Source organism: Pseudomonas fluorescens, assembly GCF_001623525.1.
In the GTDB taxonomy this organism is placed as follows: Bacteria; Pseudomonadota; Gammaproteobacteria; order Pseudomonadales; family Pseudomonadaceae; genus Aquipseudomonas; species Aquipseudomonas fluorescens_Q.
In genome coordinates this window covers 4,709,507-4,725,382 of record NZ_CP015225.1, presented here as the reverse complement: position 1 = coordinate 4,725,382, position 15,876 = coordinate 4,709,507, and the positions used below count along the sequence as shown (strand labels likewise).

The 15,876-nt window shown below is 55.7% G+C and carries 9 protein-coding genes, 2 tRNA genes and 4 rRNA genes; 8 read left to right on the top strand and 7 right to left on the bottom strand.

The window, feature by feature from the left end:
- Positions 1 to 70 precede the first annotated feature (70 nt).
- The 7 genes from TK06_RS20245 to TK06_RS20215 all read right to left on the bottom strand — a co-directional run bounded on the left by TK06_RS20245 (position 71) and on the right by TK06_RS20215 (position 7,188).
- Complete coding sequence (locus TK06_RS20245; RefSeq protein ID WP_003196441.1) at positions 71 to 388, bottom strand: DUF2388 domain-containing protein; 318 nt, start codon at positions 386 to 388, stop codon at positions 71 to 73.
- Between the two features lie 344 nt (positions 389 to 732).
- On the bottom strand, positions 733 to 948 hold the full coding sequence (locus TK06_RS20240) for a DUF1127 domain-containing protein (RefSeq protein WP_003187014.1): 216 nt from the start codon (positions 946 to 948) through the stop codon (positions 733 to 735).
- Between the two features lie 319 nt (positions 949 to 1,267).
- A complete protein-coding gene (locus TK06_RS20235) occupies positions 1,268 to 2,761 on the bottom strand; it encodes an acetyl-CoA hydrolase/transferase family protein (protein WP_063323530.1) in 1,494 nt (497 codons plus the stop codon).
- Positions 2,762 to 2,960: 199 nt separating this feature from the next.
- Positions 2,961 to 4,397, bottom strand: a complete 1,437-nt coding sequence (locus tag TK06_RS20230; protein ID WP_063323529.1) for an NAD(P)(+) transhydrogenase (Re/Si-specific) subunit beta — start codon at positions 4,395 to 4,397, stop codon at positions 2,961 to 2,963.
- On the bottom strand, positions 4,397 to 4,720 hold the full coding sequence (locus TK06_RS20225; RefSeq protein ID WP_003187010.1) for an NAD(P) transhydrogenase subunit alpha: 324 nt from the start codon (positions 4,718 to 4,720) through the stop codon (positions 4,397 to 4,399). The genes TK06_RS20230 and TK06_RS20225 overlap by 1 nt, the downstream gene beginning before the upstream one ends.
- 15 nt (positions 4,721 to 4,735) lie before the next feature.
- A complete protein-coding gene (locus TK06_RS20220) occupies positions 4,736 to 5,857 on the bottom strand; it encodes a Re/Si-specific NAD(P)(+) transhydrogenase subunit alpha (protein WP_047230082.1) in 1,122 nt (373 codons plus the stop codon).
- A 431-nt stretch (positions 5,858 to 6,288) separates the two neighbouring features.
- A complete protein-coding gene (locus TK06_RS20215; protein WP_063323528.1) occupies positions 6,289 to 7,188 on the bottom strand; it encodes a LysR family transcriptional regulator in 900 nt (299 codons plus the stop codon).
- 156 nt (positions 7,189 to 7,344) lie between these two features.
- Between TK06_RS20215 and TK06_RS20210 the strand changes: the two genes are divergently transcribed.
- The 8 genes from TK06_RS20210 to rrf (TK06_RS20175) all read left to right on the top strand — a co-directional run bounded on the left by TK06_RS20210 (position 7,345) and on the right by rrf (TK06_RS20175) (position 15,834).
- Positions 7,345 to 8,526: an acyl-CoA dehydrogenase gene (locus tag TK06_RS20210; protein WP_014335919.1), complete on the top strand. Its 1,182-nt coding sequence runs from the start codon at positions 7,345 to 7,347 to the stop codon at positions 8,524 to 8,526.
- Between the two features lie 13 nt (positions 8,527 to 8,539).
- Positions 8,540 to 9,760: a CaiB/BaiF CoA transferase family protein gene (locus TK06_RS20205; RefSeq protein WP_063323527.1), complete on the top strand. Its 1,221-nt coding sequence runs from the start codon at positions 8,540 to 8,542 to the stop codon at positions 9,758 to 9,760.
- 629 nt (positions 9,761 to 10,389) lie between these two features.
- Positions 10,390 to 11,926: ribosomal RNA gene (locus TK06_RS20200) — 16S ribosomal RNA — on the top strand.
- Positions 11,927 to 12,007: 81 nt separating this feature from the next.
- Positions 12,008 to 12,084: transfer RNA gene (locus tag TK06_RS20195), tRNA-Ile, on the top strand.
- Between the two features lie 30 nt (positions 12,085 to 12,114).
- Positions 12,115 to 12,190: transfer RNA gene (locus TK06_RS20190), tRNA-Ala, on the top strand.
- Positions 12,191 to 12,434: 244 nt separating this feature from the next.
- Positions 12,435 to 15,325, top strand: a 23S ribosomal RNA gene (locus tag TK06_RS20185).
- Between the two features lie 170 nt (positions 15,326 to 15,495).
- A 5S ribosomal RNA gene (rrf, locus tag TK06_RS20180) occupies positions 15,496 to 15,611 on the top strand.
- Between the two features lie 107 nt (positions 15,612 to 15,718).
- Positions 15,719 to 15,834 (top strand): 5S ribosomal RNA (gene rrf / locus TK06_RS20175).
- The 16S, 23S and 5S rRNA genes sit together here with 2 tRNA genes alongside, the layout of an rRNA operon.
- Positions 15,835 to 15,876: the final 42 nt, after the last annotated feature.

Below are 15,876 nucleotides of genomic sequence, written 5' to 3'. Positions count from 1 at the left end.
GCAAACCTGCGGGCCAGAGCCAGCGTTGAAACATCGGAACACCATTTGGCGCCCGATGTTTCATGTTGCATCAGATCACCAGGATCGCCTGGGCCAGCTGTGCATCGGTGGCGTTGAGCTGTGGTGCCTGCTGGCGGATGTAGTCCAGGGCACTTTCCAGTTTCACACCACGGATGGCGCCTTCGCTGGCCACGAAGCTGGCAGCGTCGTCACGGGCGGCTTGAACGATCTTGTTGTCACGCAGGGATGAGGTTGCATCGGAGGTCACGTCGGAGGTGGCCTTGAGTGCTCCGACGATGGAGTCGGTGGTAACGATGAAGCTGCTGGCGTTGGAGTGGGCGGCTACGGCCAGCAGGGCAACTGCGCTGAGCAGGCGGAGACGGATCATGAGGAAACTCCTTGAAGGATGGGGTGATACCGGTGCGTGTAGCTGGAAGAGGAGACGCATGCTCGACTCGCTTCGCCACGTTTGCATCGATATTAGGCCAGAACGCGTTGGCTGACAGCCCTTTGCGACGGTCATCGGCAGCATGATGCCCGCATTGGGCGCTACGGTTCAAGATTAACTGTACTGGTATGTTTTTTGTTTATAAGAAACTGTTATTTATCCCTGGTTTTCCAAAAAAACGGACCCGGAAACGACAAGACCCGTCGCGGTTTCCCGCGACGGGTCTTGTTTGGTCAATTCGGTGCTGGCGGTGGACCCGGTGGGTCAGGGCCAGCGACGCTGAGTTAGCGCCAGAACGGCTTGCTCAGCTCTTCGTAACGTTGTGCTTCGCTGATACCGGCGTCAGCCAGCAGGCGCGAATCCAGACGAGCCAGTTGATGGCGGCTGGCGATGCGGCGCTGCCACAACATCAGGTTAGCGATAACGCGAAGAGGCAGGGAAGCCTGGTTTTTTTCAGCTTTGTCTTCGAAAAACAGCTCGGAACTGAGTGTACGTTCCATGGTTGACATCCTTCCGCTTGTGGCGGGATTAGGTAGTGGTTTAACTGGTGCCCATGATCCTCTCGTTTGGCCAGTCTCTCTAGATACAGTTCACCTGTATTGTGAGAGACCAGTTAACTGTTAAAGAGCGGTGTACTGGTCAATATTGAGGCAACTGTACCTGTCTGCACGTTATTGGTGCGTTTTAGGTGATTGTCTGATGTTTTGTGGGAAAAGACTGTAAGAAAACACCGGTACAGCAGTACAGTTTTTGTTGTATCGGGCTCGAGTGAGGGCCTTCAAGCAAAACTGTATTTGCGATAGCGGTGATCCAGCTGTATCAGACGGCCAACATGCGCCCGGTTTCTTCTAGGTTGACGTGCCAACTCAGTGCATCGCGCAGGATATGCGGGGTGTGCCCACCCAGGGCGCACGCTGCTTCGAAATAATCATTCAACGCTTGGCGGTAGGACGGGTGCACACAATTGTCGATGACTACTCGTGCCCGCTCCCTTGGCGCCAGGCCACGCAGGTCGGCCAGGCCGATCTCGGTCACCAGGATGTCGACATCGTGCTCGGTATGGTCCACATGGCTGACCATCGGCACGACACTGGAAATGGCGCCGCCCTTGGCAATCGACTTGGTCACGAAAATCGCCAAGTGGGCGTTGCGGGCGAAATCCCCCGAACCGCCAATGCCGTTCATCATCCGAGTGCCGCAGATGTGGGTGGAGTTGACGTTGCCGTACAGGTCGAACTCCAGCGCGGTGTTGATACCGATGATGCCCAGGCGGCGTACGACCTCGGGATGGTTGGAGATCTCCTGTGGGCGCAGGACCAGTTTGTCCTTGTACCTTTCCAGATTTCCGAATACATCGGCGTTGCGTCGACTCGACAGCGTGATAGAGCTGCCGGAGGCGAAGCTCAGCTTGCCAGCGTCGATCAAGTCAAATGTCGAGTCCTGCAGGACCTCGGAATACATGGTCAGGTCTTCGAACGGGGAATCGATCAGCCCGCACATCACGGCGTTGGCGATGTTGCCAATCCCGGCCTGCAACGGCCCGAGCTTGTTGGTCATGCGCCCGGCCGCAACTTCCTGCTTGAGGAAGTCGATCAGATGATCGGCGATGGCCTGGGTGTCGCTGTCCGGTGACGCGACGGTGGAAGGCGAGTCCCCTTGGTTGGTGATGACAATGGCGGCAATTTTTTCCGGCGGGATCGGGATGGCAGGGCTTCCAATGCGATCATCGACCTTCACCAGGGGGATGGGGGTGCGGGTCGGGCGATAAGTCGGGATATAGATGTCGTGCAGCCCTTCCAGGTTCGGGTTGTGGGCCATGTTGATCTCGATGATCACTTGCCGGGCGAAGATGGCGAAACTGGCCGAATTACCTACCGATGTGGTCGGTACGATATGCCCTTGCTCGGTGATGGCGACCGCTTCGATCACGGCAATGTCGGGGAGCTTGAGCTGGCCGTTGCGCAGTTGTTCAACGGTTTCCGAGAGATGCTGGTCGATGAACATCACCTCGCCTGCGTTGATCGCTTTGCGCAACGTGCTGTCGACCTGGAATGGCATGCGCCGCGCCAGCACGCCGGCCTCGGTGAGTTCCTTGTCGAGGTCGTTACCCAGGCTCGCGCCCGTCATCAGGCTGATTTTCAGCGGAGTGACCTTGGCGCGTTCAGCCAGGGCGTGGGGCACTGCTTTCGCTTCTCCGGCGCGGGTAAAGCCGCTCATGCCGACGGTCATGCCGTCCTGAATCAACAAGGCTGCTTCGGCAGCACTCATCACTTTATTCAATAACGAAGGCAAGCGGATGCGATCACGGTACATAGGTTGTTATCTCGGGCTGGAAAGCAAGATGCGCAGTCTAGTGAATTCGCGCGGTGCCCGACCCGCTACAAAGGTCGCATTTAAGGCCTCTATTACGGGCGTTTCAGGCAAAACATTATTACCGGATCGGTAACGTTCGGCCTTGATACAAATCAAAACGCCCCGACGAGTCGGGGCGTTGATGGCGAAGCCGTGAGCGTTATTCCACTGCTTTGACCATGTCTTCGATGACCTTCTTGGCGTCACCGAACACCATCATGGTCTTGTCGAGATAGAACAGCTCGTTGTCCAGGCCCGCATAGCCGCTGGCCATCGAGCGCTTGTTGACGATGATGGTCTTGGCCTTGAAGGCCTCGAGAATCGGCATGCCGGCAATCGGCGATTTCGGATCGTTCTTCGCCGCCGGGTTGACCACATCGTTGGCGCCAAGCACCAGCACCACGTCGGCCTGGCCGAACTCGGAGTTGATGTCTTCCATCTCGAACACCTGGTCGTAAGGCACTTCGGCCTCGGCCAGCAAGACGTTCATGTGCCCGGGCATGCGACCAGCCACCGGGTGGATCGCGTATTTGACGGTTACACCGTGGTGGGTCAGCTTCTCGGTCAGTTCTTTCAACGCGTGCTGCGCCCGGGCCACCGCCAGGCCGTAGCCCGGGACGATGATCACCGTGTCGGCGTTGGTCAGCAGGAAGGTTGCGTCGTCAGCCGAGCCGGATTTCACCGGACGGGCTTCTTTGGAGCCTGCCGGGCCGGCAGCATCTGCGGTGTTGCCGAAACCGCCGAGCAACACGTTGAAGAACGAACGGTTCATCGCCTTGCACATGATGTACGACAGGATCGCACCGCTCGAACCCACCAGCGAACCGGCGATGATCAGCATCGAGTTGTTCAGTGAGAAGCCAATGCCCGCTGCGGCCCAACCGGAATAACTGTTGAGCATCGACACCACTACCGGCATGTCCGCGCCGCCGATCGGGATGATGATCAGCACGCCCAGAACAAACGCCAGGGCCAGCATCAAGGCGAACGCGCCGAGGTTGCCGGTGAACATGAACATCAGGCCCAGGCCCAGCGTGGCAAGGCCCAGGATCAGGTTGAGCTTGTGCTGGCCACCAAACTGTACCGGTGCGCCCTGGAACAGGCGGAACTTGTACTTGCCCGAGAGCTTGCCGAACGCGATCACCGAACCGGAGAAGGTGATTGCACCAATGGCTGCGCCGAGGAACAGCTCCAGACGGTTACCGGCCGGGATCGAATCACCCAGCTGCTTGACGATACCCAGGGACTGCGGCTCGACGACGGCGGCGATGGCAATGAACACCGCCGCCAGGCCGATCATGCTGTGCATGAACGCCACCAGCTCCGGCATCTTGGTCATCTCGACGCGCTTGGCCATGATCGAGCCCGCGGTGCCGCCGATCAGCAGGCCGACGATGACGTAGCCGATGCCGGCAGTCGCCAGCTCAGCACCGAGCTTATAGATAAGGCCCACAGTGGTGAGCACCGCCAGCGCCATGCCGAGCATGCCGAACAGGTTGCCACGGCGAGAGGTGGTGGGGTGGGACAGGCCTTTGAGGGCCTGGATGAAGCAGATTGACGCGATCAGGTAGAGCGTCGTTACCAGGTTCATGCTCATTACTTGGGCGCCTCTTCTTTTACGGCTTTCGGGGCTTTTTTCTTGAACATCTCGAGCATGCGGCGCGTCACGAGGAAGCCACCGAAGACGTTCACCGCGGCCAGGGCCACGGCGAGGGTGCCCATGGTCTTGCCCAGAGGCGTTACGGTCAGTGCGGCAGCGAGCATGGCGCCGACGATCACGATCGCCGAAATGGCGTTGGTCACCGCCATCAACGGCGTGTGCAGTGCAGGTGTCACGTTCCAGACCACGTGGTAACCGACATAAATCGCCAGCACAAAGATGATCAGGTTGTAGATACCGGGGGAGATAAGCTCTTCCATTGTCTGAATCCCTGCTTAGGCGTTTTTACGGATGACTTGGCCGTCGCGGCACATCAGGCACGCGGCAACGATGTCGTCTTCCAGGTTCACGTCGAACTGACCTTCCTTGGTGAAGACCAGCTTCAGGAAGTCCAGCAGGTTACGGGCGTACAGCGCCGAAGCGTCGGCCGCGACTTCACCGGCCAGGTTGGTCGGGCCGCAAATGGTCACGCCATTCTCGATCACGACCTGGTCGGCCACGGTCAGCGGGCAGTTACCACCCTGGGCTGCCGCGAGGTCGATAACCACCGAGCCCGGTTTCATCTGCGCGACGGTTTCGGCACTCAGCAATGTCGGTGCCTTGCGGCCCGGAATCAGTGCGGTGGTGATGACGATATCCGCCTGCTTGGCGCGCTCGTGCACCGCTTGGGCCTGGCGCTGCATCCAGCTGGCCGGCATGGGCCGGGCGTAACCACCGACGCCGACGGCGCATTCACGCTCTTCGTCGGTTTCGTAAGGCACATCGACGAATTTGGCGCCGAGGGATTCGATTTGTTCCTTGACCGCCGGACGCACATCCGAAGCCTCGATCACTGCGCCCAGGCGCTTGGCGGTGGCAATCGCCTGCAACCCCGCCACGCCCGCGCCGAGAATCAGCACGCGCGCCGCTTTCACGGTGCCAGCTGCCGTCATCAGCATCGGCATGAAGCGCGGATAGTGATGAGCGGCGAGCAGCACGGCCTTGTAGCCAGCAATGTTCGCTTGAGACGACAGCACATCCAGGCTTTGGGCACGGGAGGTACGTGGCGCGGCCTCAAGGGCGAAAGCGGTAATACCGCGTTCGGCCAGCTTGGCGATGGTTTCGTTGTTGAACGGATTGAGCATGCCCACCAGAACGGTGCCGCTCTTGATCAGCGTCAGTTCGCTGTCGCTGGGGGCCACCACCTTGAGGATCAGTTCGGCCCCGAATGCATCACTGGCGCTGCCAATGGTTGCGCCCGCCGCCTCATAGGCACTGTCAATTACGCTGGCCTTGATACCGGCGCCGCTTTGGACAGTGACTTTATGGCCTTGGCCGATCAACTTCTTGATGGTTTCCGGGGTAGCAGCAACCCGTGTTTCACCCGTTTGGGTTTCGAGGGGAACACCAATGTGCACGTCAAATCTCCTGCGTGATCTTATTGAGTAAACCCAGGCACTTCGGATGGTGCGGCTGGGGCGGCCGATCAGCACGATCCCGCCAAACCAGGCGGGGCGCGGCATTTTGCAGGCGAAAATTCAGCCCTTCAAGGGATTATGACGGGTGACGGAAAATTAACTACAAGTCACCCTGTGACCGAATGTCGCAATTATCGAACGGCAGCCCTTGTGGGCCGTGCTTTCCAAGGATTCAGGTTCAAATTGACAATTTTTCCCATCGGCCAGATGAATAAGCGCTGATGCATTGCGCGATATGGCTCCAGGCCATGTATTTAGACGCTTTGGAGACTACTGCACGGGTTCGGTAACAGATTGACTGAATGCGACATAAACTTATATCTGTAGCGACCTCTGTTAGTTTACTACCTAAGTCTGTTTTAATTTTTTTATTAATAATCAATAAGATAGCCGTTGGCTTGTTTCACGAGCCAGTCACGAAAAGCCCGAAGGGAGGCGGATTCGACCTTTCGCTCCGGAATCATCAGGTAATAGGCCTTGATGCTCGACAGCGCGTTACGGTTGGCCACGACCAGTCGTTTTTCTGCCAGTTCGCGTTGAATCAAAAAGGGCGGAATCAGCGCGATACCCATGTCGTGCATAGCCGCTTGGGCGAGCATGGAGAATAGTTCATAACGCGGCCCTGTCAGGTCTCGCGCAATATTCAGGTTCTGGGCGTTGAACCACTGGCGCCACGCATACGGGCGAGTCGTCTGCTGGAGCAAGGGCAATTCGGCGATGGCCTCTGGTGTCAGGCTCGTCCGGCCTCCCAGTAAGGTAGGGCTGCATACCGGCATCGGATTTTCGCCCATCAGTTTGTGGGATTCGGTACCGGACCAGTCCGCATCACCAAAATAGATAGCGGCGTCAAACTCTGTGTCCGCAAAGAGAAAGGGCCGTGTGCGGTTGGTCAGGTTGACGGTGACTTCCGGATGCTGCTGTTGGAAGTCCTTGAGGCGCGGTAGCAGCCATTGAGTGCCGAAGGTTGGCACCACGGCCAGTTCGATCACGTTCGCACCGGTATGCCCCATCACTGAAAGAGCGTCGCGCTCGACGGCATCCAGTTGGGTGGCAACTCGACGGCTGTAGGAAAGGCCGGCTTCGGTCAGTTTAACGCCTCGACGTGAGCGTCGGAAAAGCTCCACGCTGAGGAAGTCTTCCAGGCTGGCGATTTGTCGGCAGATAGCACCTTGGGTAAGAGAAAGCTCGTGCGCCGCCTTGGTGAAGCTCTCATGACGTGCGGCAGCCTCGAAGCTGATCAGGGCGGTGGTGCTGGGGATTTTACGGCGCATGTACGCAAGCCTCACTCAATATCGACATAAACGGGGTTTATGGCGTTTACGGAGTGAGAAATTAGCACAAGATAGTGCGCAATCCTCGTTTGCCCTTGTAGGAAAGCGCGCCTACGATCAATCCACGATTTTCATCTAATTGGCGAGGACTCTTTCATGGCCGGTAAAGCGAGCTTCAACTGGATCGATCCATTGTTGCTGGATCAGCAGCTCACCGAAGAAGAACGCATGATCCGCGACACTGCCGAGCAGTTCGCCCAGCAGAAGCTCGCGCCGCGGGTGCTGGAAGCGTTCCGCCATGAGAAGACCGACCCGGCGATCTTCCGCGAGATGGGTGAAGTGGGCCTGCTGGGGGCAACCATTCCTGAACAGTACGGCGGCAGTGGGCTGAACTACGTCAGCTATGGCCTGATCGCTCGCGAAGTCGAGCGCGTCGATTCCGGTTATCGCTCAATGATGAGCGTGCAGTCTTCGCTGGTCATGGTGCCGATCAATGAATTCGGTACCGAGGCGCAAAAACAGAAGTATCTGCCAAAGCTGGCGTCTGGTGAATGGATCGGTTGCTTTGGTCTGACCGAGCCGAACCATGGTTCCGACCCGGGGGCGATGATTACTCGTGCGCGCAAAGTGGAAGGCGGCTACAGCCTGACGGGTAGCAAAATGTGGATCACCAACAGTCCGATCGCCGATGTGTTTGTCGTCTGGGGTAAGGATGACGCTGGCGATATCCGTGGCTTCGTTCTCGAGAAGGGCTGGAAGGGCCTGAGTGCACCGGCTATTCATGGCAAGGTCGGCCTGCGCGCCTCCATCACTGGCGAAATCGTAATGGACAACGTATTCGTTCCGGAAGAGAACATTTTTCCCGATGTCCGCGGCTTGAAGGGCCCGTTTACCTGCCTGAACTCGGCGCGTTATGGCATCTCCTGGGGGGCTTTGGGGGCAGCTGAGTTCTGCTGGCATACCGCTCGCCAGTACACGCTGGACCGACAGCAGTTTGGGCGTCCTCTGGCTGCCAATCAGTTGATCCAGAAGAAACTGGCCGACATGCAGACCGAAATCACCCTGGCCTTGCAGGGATGCTTGCGCCTGGGACGTATGAAAGATGAAGGCACGGCGGCGGTCGAGATCACCTCGATCATGAAGCGCAACTCCTGTGGCAAGTCCCTGGATATCGCTCGCATGGCGAGGGACATGCTGGGTGGCAACGGTATTTCCGATGAGTTCGGCATTGCTCGTCATCTTGTGAACCTGGAAGTCGTAAACACCTATGAAGGTACCCACGACGTTCATGCGCTGATCCTGGGGCGTGCGCAAACCGGTATCCAGGCGTTCTATTAATAGGAGAACGGTCATGGGCGCGCTTTCACATCTGCGGGTATTGGATTTATCGAGAGTCCTGGCCGGGCCGTGGGCCGGACAGATCCTGGCGGACCTGGGGGCTGATGTCATCAAGGTCGAGCGTCCCGGCAATGGTGACGATACGCGCGCCTGGGGGCCGCCCTTCCTTAAGGATGCCCGAGGCGAGAACACGACCGAGGCTGCTTATTATCTGTCGGCCAATCGCAACAAACAGTCGGTGACCATCGATTTCACGCGTCCAGAAGGGCAGCGGCTGGTGCGAGAGCTGGCGGCTAAGTCCGATATCCTGATCGAAAACTTCAAAGTTGGCGGGCTGGCGGCTTATGGTCTGGACTACGAGTCGCTAAAGGCGATCAATCCGCAATTGATCTATTGCTCGATCACTGGGTTTGGCCAGACGGGCCCTTATGCCAAGCGTGCCGGGTATGACTTCATGATTCAGGGGTTGGGGGGCTTGATGAGCCTGACCGGCCGCCCAGAGGGCGATGAGGGGGCGGGGCCGGTGAAGGTGGGAGTCGCGCTGACGGATATCCTCACGGGGCTGTATTCGACTGCTGCTATTTTGGCGGCACTGGCTCATCGGGATCATGCCGGCGGCGGCCAGCACATCGATATGGCCTTGCTGGATGTCCAAGTGGCTTGCCTGGCCAATCAGGCGATGAATTACCTGACCACAGGTCATGCGCCGAAGCGGTTGGGCAATGCTCATCCGAACATCGTGCCTTATCAGGATTTTCCTACGGCTGATGGCGATTTCATCCTTACGGTGGGTAATGACGGCCAGTTCCGAAAATTCGCTGAGGTTGCTGGTCAACCGCAGTGGGCTGACGATTCGCGTTTTGCCACAAACAAGCTGCGGGTGGCGAATCGGGCGGTGTTGATTCCGTTGATTCGCCAGGCGACGGTGTTCAAGACTACCGCCGAGTGGGTGGCTCAGTTGGAGCAGGCGGGTGTGCCGTGTGGGCCAATCAACGATCTGGCCCAGGTGTTTGCCGATCCTCAGGTGCAGGCGCGTGGATTGGCGATGGAATTGCCTCACGTATTGGCTGGGAGCGTGCCGCAGGTGGCCAGTCCGATTCGACTCTCCGAGACGCCGGTGGAATATCGCAATGCGCCCCCTTTATTAGGGGAGCATACGCTGGAGGTCTTGCAGCGAGTGTTGGGGTTGGACGAAGCCACGGTGACGGCGTTCAGGGCGGCGGGGGTTCTATGAGTCTTCTCTTCTATATAGAGGACGATTCTTAAGGGCGAAAGCAGTGGGTTTGCCAGTGTTGCGCAACTTATTGATAGAAAAGCGAAATTAAGGGTTGACGGCAGATTCTGGAAGTCTATAATTCGCCCCACTTCCGGCGCAGTCGAAACGGAAAACTCCTTTGGATTCAACGAGTTAAGTAGGTTTCGAAGGCGCAGGGCTTCAGTTCATCGAAGCCCGGAAGGAGCAGGTGGAGCGGTGTTGTTTGGCTCTATCGGCGGTTCGATCTTCTCGGTCGAAAGCGGTGAAAAAGAGGTGTTGACAGCAGCGAGTAACGCTGTAGAATTCGCCTCCCGCTAACGAGAGATCGGAAGTGCAAGTGGTTGAAGTTGAAAAGGAAACTTTGAAAACTTCTGAAAATAACCGCTTGACAGATACACGGGGCGCTGTAGAATGCGCGCCTCGGTTGAGACGAAAGACTCAGCCAGCCGCTCTTTAACAACTGAATCAAGCAATTCGTGTGGGTGCTTGTGGAGTCAGACTGCTAGTCAACAGATTATCAGCATCACAAGTTACTCCGCGAGAAATCAAAGATGTAACCAACGATTGCTGAGCCAAGTTTAGGGTTTTCTCAAAACCCAAAGATGTTTGAACTGAAGAGTTTGATCATGGCTCAGATTGAACGCTGGCGGCAGGCCTAACACATGCAAGTCGAGCGGTAGAGAGAAGCTTGCTTCTCTTGAGAGCGGCGGACGGGTGAGTAATGCCTAGGAATCTGCCTGGTAGTGGGGGATAACGCTCGGAAACGGACGCTAATACCGCATACGTCCTACGGGAGAAAGCAGGGGACCTTCGGGCCTTGCGCTATCAGATGAGCCTAGGTCGGATTAGCTAGTTGGTGAGGTAATGGCTCACCAAGGCGACGATCCGTAACTGGTCTGAGAGGATGATCAGTCACACTGGAACTGAGACACGGTCCAGACTCCTACGGGAGGCAGCAGTGGGGAATATTGGACAATGGGCGAAAGCCTGATCCAGCCATGCCGCGTGTGTGAAGAAGGTCTTCGGATTGTAAAGCACTTTAAGTTGGGAGGAAGGGCATTAACCTAATACGTTAGTGTTTTGACGTTACCGACAGAATAAGCACCGGCTAACTCTGTGCCAGCAGCCGCGGTAATACAGAGGGTGCAAGCGTTAATCGGAATTACTGGGCGTAAAGCGCGCGTAGGTGGTTCGTTAAGTTGGATGTGAAAGCCCCGGGCTCAACCTGGGAACTGCATTCAAAACTGTCGAGCTAGAGTATGGTAGAGGGTGGTGGAATTTCCTGTGTAGCGGTGAAATGCGTAGATATAGGAAGGAACACCAGTGGCGAAGGCGACCACCTGGACTGATACTGACACTGAGGTGCGAAAGCGTGGGGAGCAAACAGGATTAGATACCCTGGTAGTCCACGCCGTAAACGATGTCAACTAGCCGTTGGGAGCCTTGAGCTCTTAGTGGCGCAGCTAACGCATTAAGTTGACCGCCTGGGGAGTACGGCCGCAAGGTTAAAACTCAAATGAATTGACGGGGGCCCGCACAAGCGGTGGAGCATGTGGTTTAATTCGAAGCAACGCGAAGAACCTTACCAGGCCTTGACATCCAATGAACTTTCCAGAGATGGATTGGTGCCTTCGGGAGCATTGAGACAGGTGCTGCATGGCTGTCGTCAGCTCGTGTCGTGAGATGTTGGGTTAAGTCCCGTAACGAGCGCAACCCTTGTCCTTAGTTACCAGCACGTTATGGTGGGCACTCTAAGGAGACTGCCGGTGACAAACCGGAGGAAGGTGGGGATGACGTCAAGTCATCATGGCCCTTACGGCCTGGGCTACACACGTGCTACAATGGTCGGTACAGAGGGTTGCCAAGCCGCGAGGTGGAGCTAATCCCACAAAACCGATCGTAGTCCGGATCGCAGTCTGCAACTCGACTGCGTGAAGTCGGAATCGCTAGTAATCGCGAATCAGAATGTCGCGGTGAATACGTTCCCGGGCCTTGTACACACCGCCCGTCACACCATGGGAGTGGGTTGCACCAGAAGTAGCTAGTCTAACCTTCGGGGGGACGGTTACCACGGTGTGATTCATGACTGGGGTGAAGTCGTAACAAGGTAGCCGTAGGGGAACCTGCGGCTGGATCACCTCCTTAATCGACGACCGCAGCTGCTTCATGAGCTCCCACACGAATTGCTTGATTCATTGAAGAAGACGAAAGAAGCAGCCCGAAATTGGGTCTGTAGCTCAGTTGGTTAGAGCGCACCCCTGATAAGGGTGAGGTCGGCAGTTCGAATCTGCCCAGACCCACCAATTTTGTGTGGGAAACGCCTGTAGAAATACGGGGCCATAGCTCAGCTGGGAGAGCGCCTGCCTTGCACGCAGGAGGTCAGCGGTTCGATCCCGCTTGGCTCCACCACTACTGCTTCGATTGTATAAAGCTTAGAAATGAGCATTCCATCAACCGATGGTGAATGTTGATTTCTAGTCTTTGACTAGTTCGTTCTTTAAAAATTTGGGTATGTGATAGAAAGATAGACTGGACGTTACTTTCACTGGTAACGGATCAGGCTAAGGTAAAATTTGTGAGTTGCTCTTTGAGCAAGATCGAATTTTCGGCGAATGTCGTCTTCACAGTATAACCAGATTGCTTGGGGTTATATGGTCAAGTGAAGAAGCGCATACGGTGGATGCCTTGGCAGTCAGAGGCGATGAAAGACGTGGTAGCCTGCGAAAAGCTTCGGGGAGTCGGCAAACAGACTGTGATCCGGAGATGTCTGAATGGGGGAACCCAGCCATCATAAGATGGTTATCTTGTACTGAATACATAGGTGCAAGAAGCGAACCAGGGGAACTGAAACATCTAAGTACCCTGAGGAAAAGAAATCAACCGAGATTCCCTTAGTAGTGGCGAGCGAACGGGGACTAGCCCTTAAGCTTCTTTGATTTTAGCGGAACGCTCTGGAAAGTGCGGCCATAGTGGGTGATAGCCCTGTACGCGAAAGGATCTTAGAAGTGAAATCGAGTAGGACGGAGCACGAGAAACTTTGTCTGAATATGGGGGACCATCCTCCAAGGCTAAATACTACTGACTGACCGATAGTGAACTAGTACCGTGAGGGAAAGGCGAAAAGAACCCCGGAGAGGGGAGTGAAATAGATCCTGAAACCGTATGCGTACAAGCAGTGGGAGCCCACTTTGTTGGGTGACTGCGTACCTTTTGTATAATGGGTCAGCGACTTATTTTCAGTGGCGAGCTTAACCGAATAGGGGAGGCGTAGCGAAAGCGAGTCTTAATAGGGCGTCTAGTCGCTGGGAATAGACCCGAAACCGGGCGATCTATCCATGGGCAGGTTGAAGGTTAGGTAACACTGACTGGAGGACCGAACCGACTACCGTTGAAAAGTTAGCGGATGACCTGTGGATCGGAGTGAAAGGCTAATCAAGCTCGGAGATAGCTGGTTCTCCTCGAAAGCTATTTAGGTAGCGCCTCATGTATCACTGTAGGGGGTAGAGCACTGTTTCGGCTAGGGGGTCATCCCGACTTACCAAACCGATGCAAACTCCGAATACCTACAAGTGCCGAGCATGGGAGACACACGGCGGGTGCTAACGTCCGTCGTGAAAAGGGAAACAACCCAGACCGTCAGCTAAGGTCCCAAAGTTATGGTTAAGTGGGAAACGATGTGGGAAGGCTTAGACAGCTAGGAGGTTGGCTTAGAAGCAGCCACCCTTTAAAGAAAGCGTAATAGCTCACTAGTCGAGTCGGCCTGCGCGGAAGATGTAACGGGGCTCAAACCATACACCGAAGCTACGGGTATCACGCAAGTGATGCGGTAGAGGAGCGTTCTGTAAGCCTGTGAAGGTGAGTTGAGAAGCTTGCTGGAGGTATCAGAAGTGCGAATGCTGACATGAGTAACGACAATGGGTGTGAAAAACACCCACGCCGAAAGACCAAGGTTTCCTGCGCAACGTTAATCGACGCAGGGTTAGTCGGTCCCTAAGGCGAGGCTGAAAAGCGTAGTCGATGGAAAACAGGTTAATATTCCTGTACTTCTGGTTATTGCGATGGAGGGACGGAGAAGGCTAGGCCAGCTTGGCGTTGGTTGTCCAAGTTTAAGGTGGTAGGCTGGAATCTTAGGTAAATCCGGGATTCTAAGGCCGAGAGCTGATGACGAGTTACCCTTTGGGTGGCGAAGTGGTTGATGCCATGCTTCCAAGAAAAGCTTCTAAGCTTCAGGTAACCAGGAACCGTACCCCAAACCGACACAGGTGGTTGGGTAGAGAATACCAAGGCGCTTGAGAGAACTCGGGTGAAGGAACTAGGCAAAATGGCACCGTAACTTCGGGAGAAGGTGCGCCGGTGAGGGTGAAGCACTTGCTGCGTAAGCCCACGCCGGTCGAAGATACCAGGCCGCTGCGACTGTTTATTAAAAACACAGCACTCTGCAAACACGAAAGTGGACGTATAGGGTGTGACGCCTGCCCGGTGCCGGAAGGTTAATTGATGGGGTTAGCTAACGCGAAGCTCTTGATCGAAGCCCCGGTAAACGGCGGCCGTAACTATAACGGTCCTAAGGTAGCGAAATTCCTTGTCGGGTAAGTTCCGACCTGCACGAATGGCGTAACGATGGCGGCGCTGTCTCCACCCGAGACTCAGTGAAATTGAAATCGCTGTGAAGATGCAGTGTATCCGCGGCTAGACGGAAAGACCCCGTGAACCTTTACTATAGCTTTGCACTGGACTTTGAATTTGCTTGTGTAGGATAGGTGGGAGGCTTTGAAGCGTGGACGCCAGTTCGCGTGGAGCCATCCTTGAAATACCACCCTGGCAACTTTGAGGTTCTAACTCAGGTCCGTTATCCGGATCGAGGACAGTGTATGGTGGGTAGTTTGACTGGGGCGGTCTCCTCCTAAAGAGTAACGGAGGAGTACGAAGGTGCGCTCAGACCGGTCGGAAATCGGTCGTAGAGTATAAAGGCAAAAGCGCGCTTGACTGCGAGACAGACACGTCGAGCAGGTACGAAAGTAGGTCTTAGTGATCCGGTGGTTCTGTATGGAAGGGCCATCGCTCAACGGATAAAAGGTACTCCGGGGATAACAGGCTGATACCGCCCAAGAGTTCATATCGACGGCGGTGTTTGGCACCTCGATGTCGGCTCATCACATCCTGGGGCTGAAGCCGGTCCCAAGGGTATGGCTGTTCGCCATTTAAAGTGGTACGCGAGCTGGGTTTAGAACGTCGTGAGACAGTTCGGTCCCTATCTGCCGTGGACGTTTGAGATTTGAGAGGGGCTGCTCCTAGTACGAGAGGACCGGAGTGGACGAACCTCTGGTGTTCCGGTTGTCACGCCAGTGGCATTGCCGGGTAGCTATGTTCGGAAAAGATAACCGCTGAAAGCATCTAAGCGGGAAACTTGCCTCAAGATGAGATCTCACTGGGACCTTGAGTCCCCTGAAGGGCCGTCGAAGACTACGACGTTGATAGGCAGGGTGTGTAAGCGCTGTGAGGCGTTGAGCTAACCTGTACTAATTGCCCGTGAGGCTTGACCATATAACACCCAAGCAATTTGTCACCTCCAAGCCAAAAGGCGAAAGAGACCAGATTGCGGTGTGTGAAGACGAAACGAACCGAAAGTTCGAGACGCTCGATTGCAGCACACAAACTATCGCATACCCATTCGCTGGAACGTGACCGCAAGGCACGCGCTGGCTACCGAATTTCTTGACGACCATAGAGCATTGGAACCACCTGATCCCATCCCGAACTCAGAAGTGAAACGATGCATCGCCGATGGTAGTGTGGGGTTTCCCCATGTGAGAGTAGGTCATCGTCAAGATTAAATTCCGAAACCCCTATCTGCTGATGCAGGTAGGGGTTTTGTTTTTTGTAGAAGTCATCGATTTTACCGACACGTTGTTGTTGAATGGGTTGGTCACAGAATTTCTTGACGACCATAGAGCATTGGAACCACCTGATCCCATCCCGAACTCAGCAGTGAAACGATGCATCGCCGATGGTAGTGTGGGGTTTCCCCATGTGAGAGTAGGTCATCGTCAAGATTGAATTCCCAGAACCCCTGTCTGCATCAGCAGCCAGGGGTT

Coding starts and splice junctions, on each gene's coding strand:
- TK06_RS20235 (WP_063323530.1), bottom strand. CDS start 2,761: ATGTACCGTGATCGCATCCGCTTGCCTTCGTTATTGAATAAAGTGATG.
- TK06_RS20245 (WP_003196441.1), bottom strand. CDS start 388: ATGATCCGTCTCCGCCTGCTCAGCGCAGTTGCCCTGCTGGCCGTAGCC.
- TK06_RS20210 (WP_014335919.1), top strand. CDS start 7,345: ATGGCCGGTAAAGCGAGCTTCAACTGGATCGATCCATTGTTGCTGGAT.
- TK06_RS20240 (WP_003187014.1), bottom strand. CDS start 948: ATGGAACGTACACTCAGTTCCGAGCTGTTTTTCGAAGACAAAGCTGAA.
- TK06_RS20225 (WP_003187010.1), bottom strand. CDS start 4,720: ATGGAAGAGCTTATCTCCCCCGGTATCTACAACCTGATCATCTTTGTG.
- TK06_RS20215 (WP_063323528.1), bottom strand. CDS start 7,188: ATGCGCCGTAAAATCCCCAGCACCACCGCCCTGATCAGCTTCGAGGCT.
- TK06_RS20230 (WP_063323529.1), bottom strand. CDS start 4,397: ATGAGCATGAACCTGGTAACGACGCTCTACCTGATCGCGTCAATCTGC.
- TK06_RS20205 (WP_063323527.1), top strand. CDS start 8,540: ATGGGCGCGCTTTCACATCTGCGGGTATTGGATTTATCGAGAGTCCTG.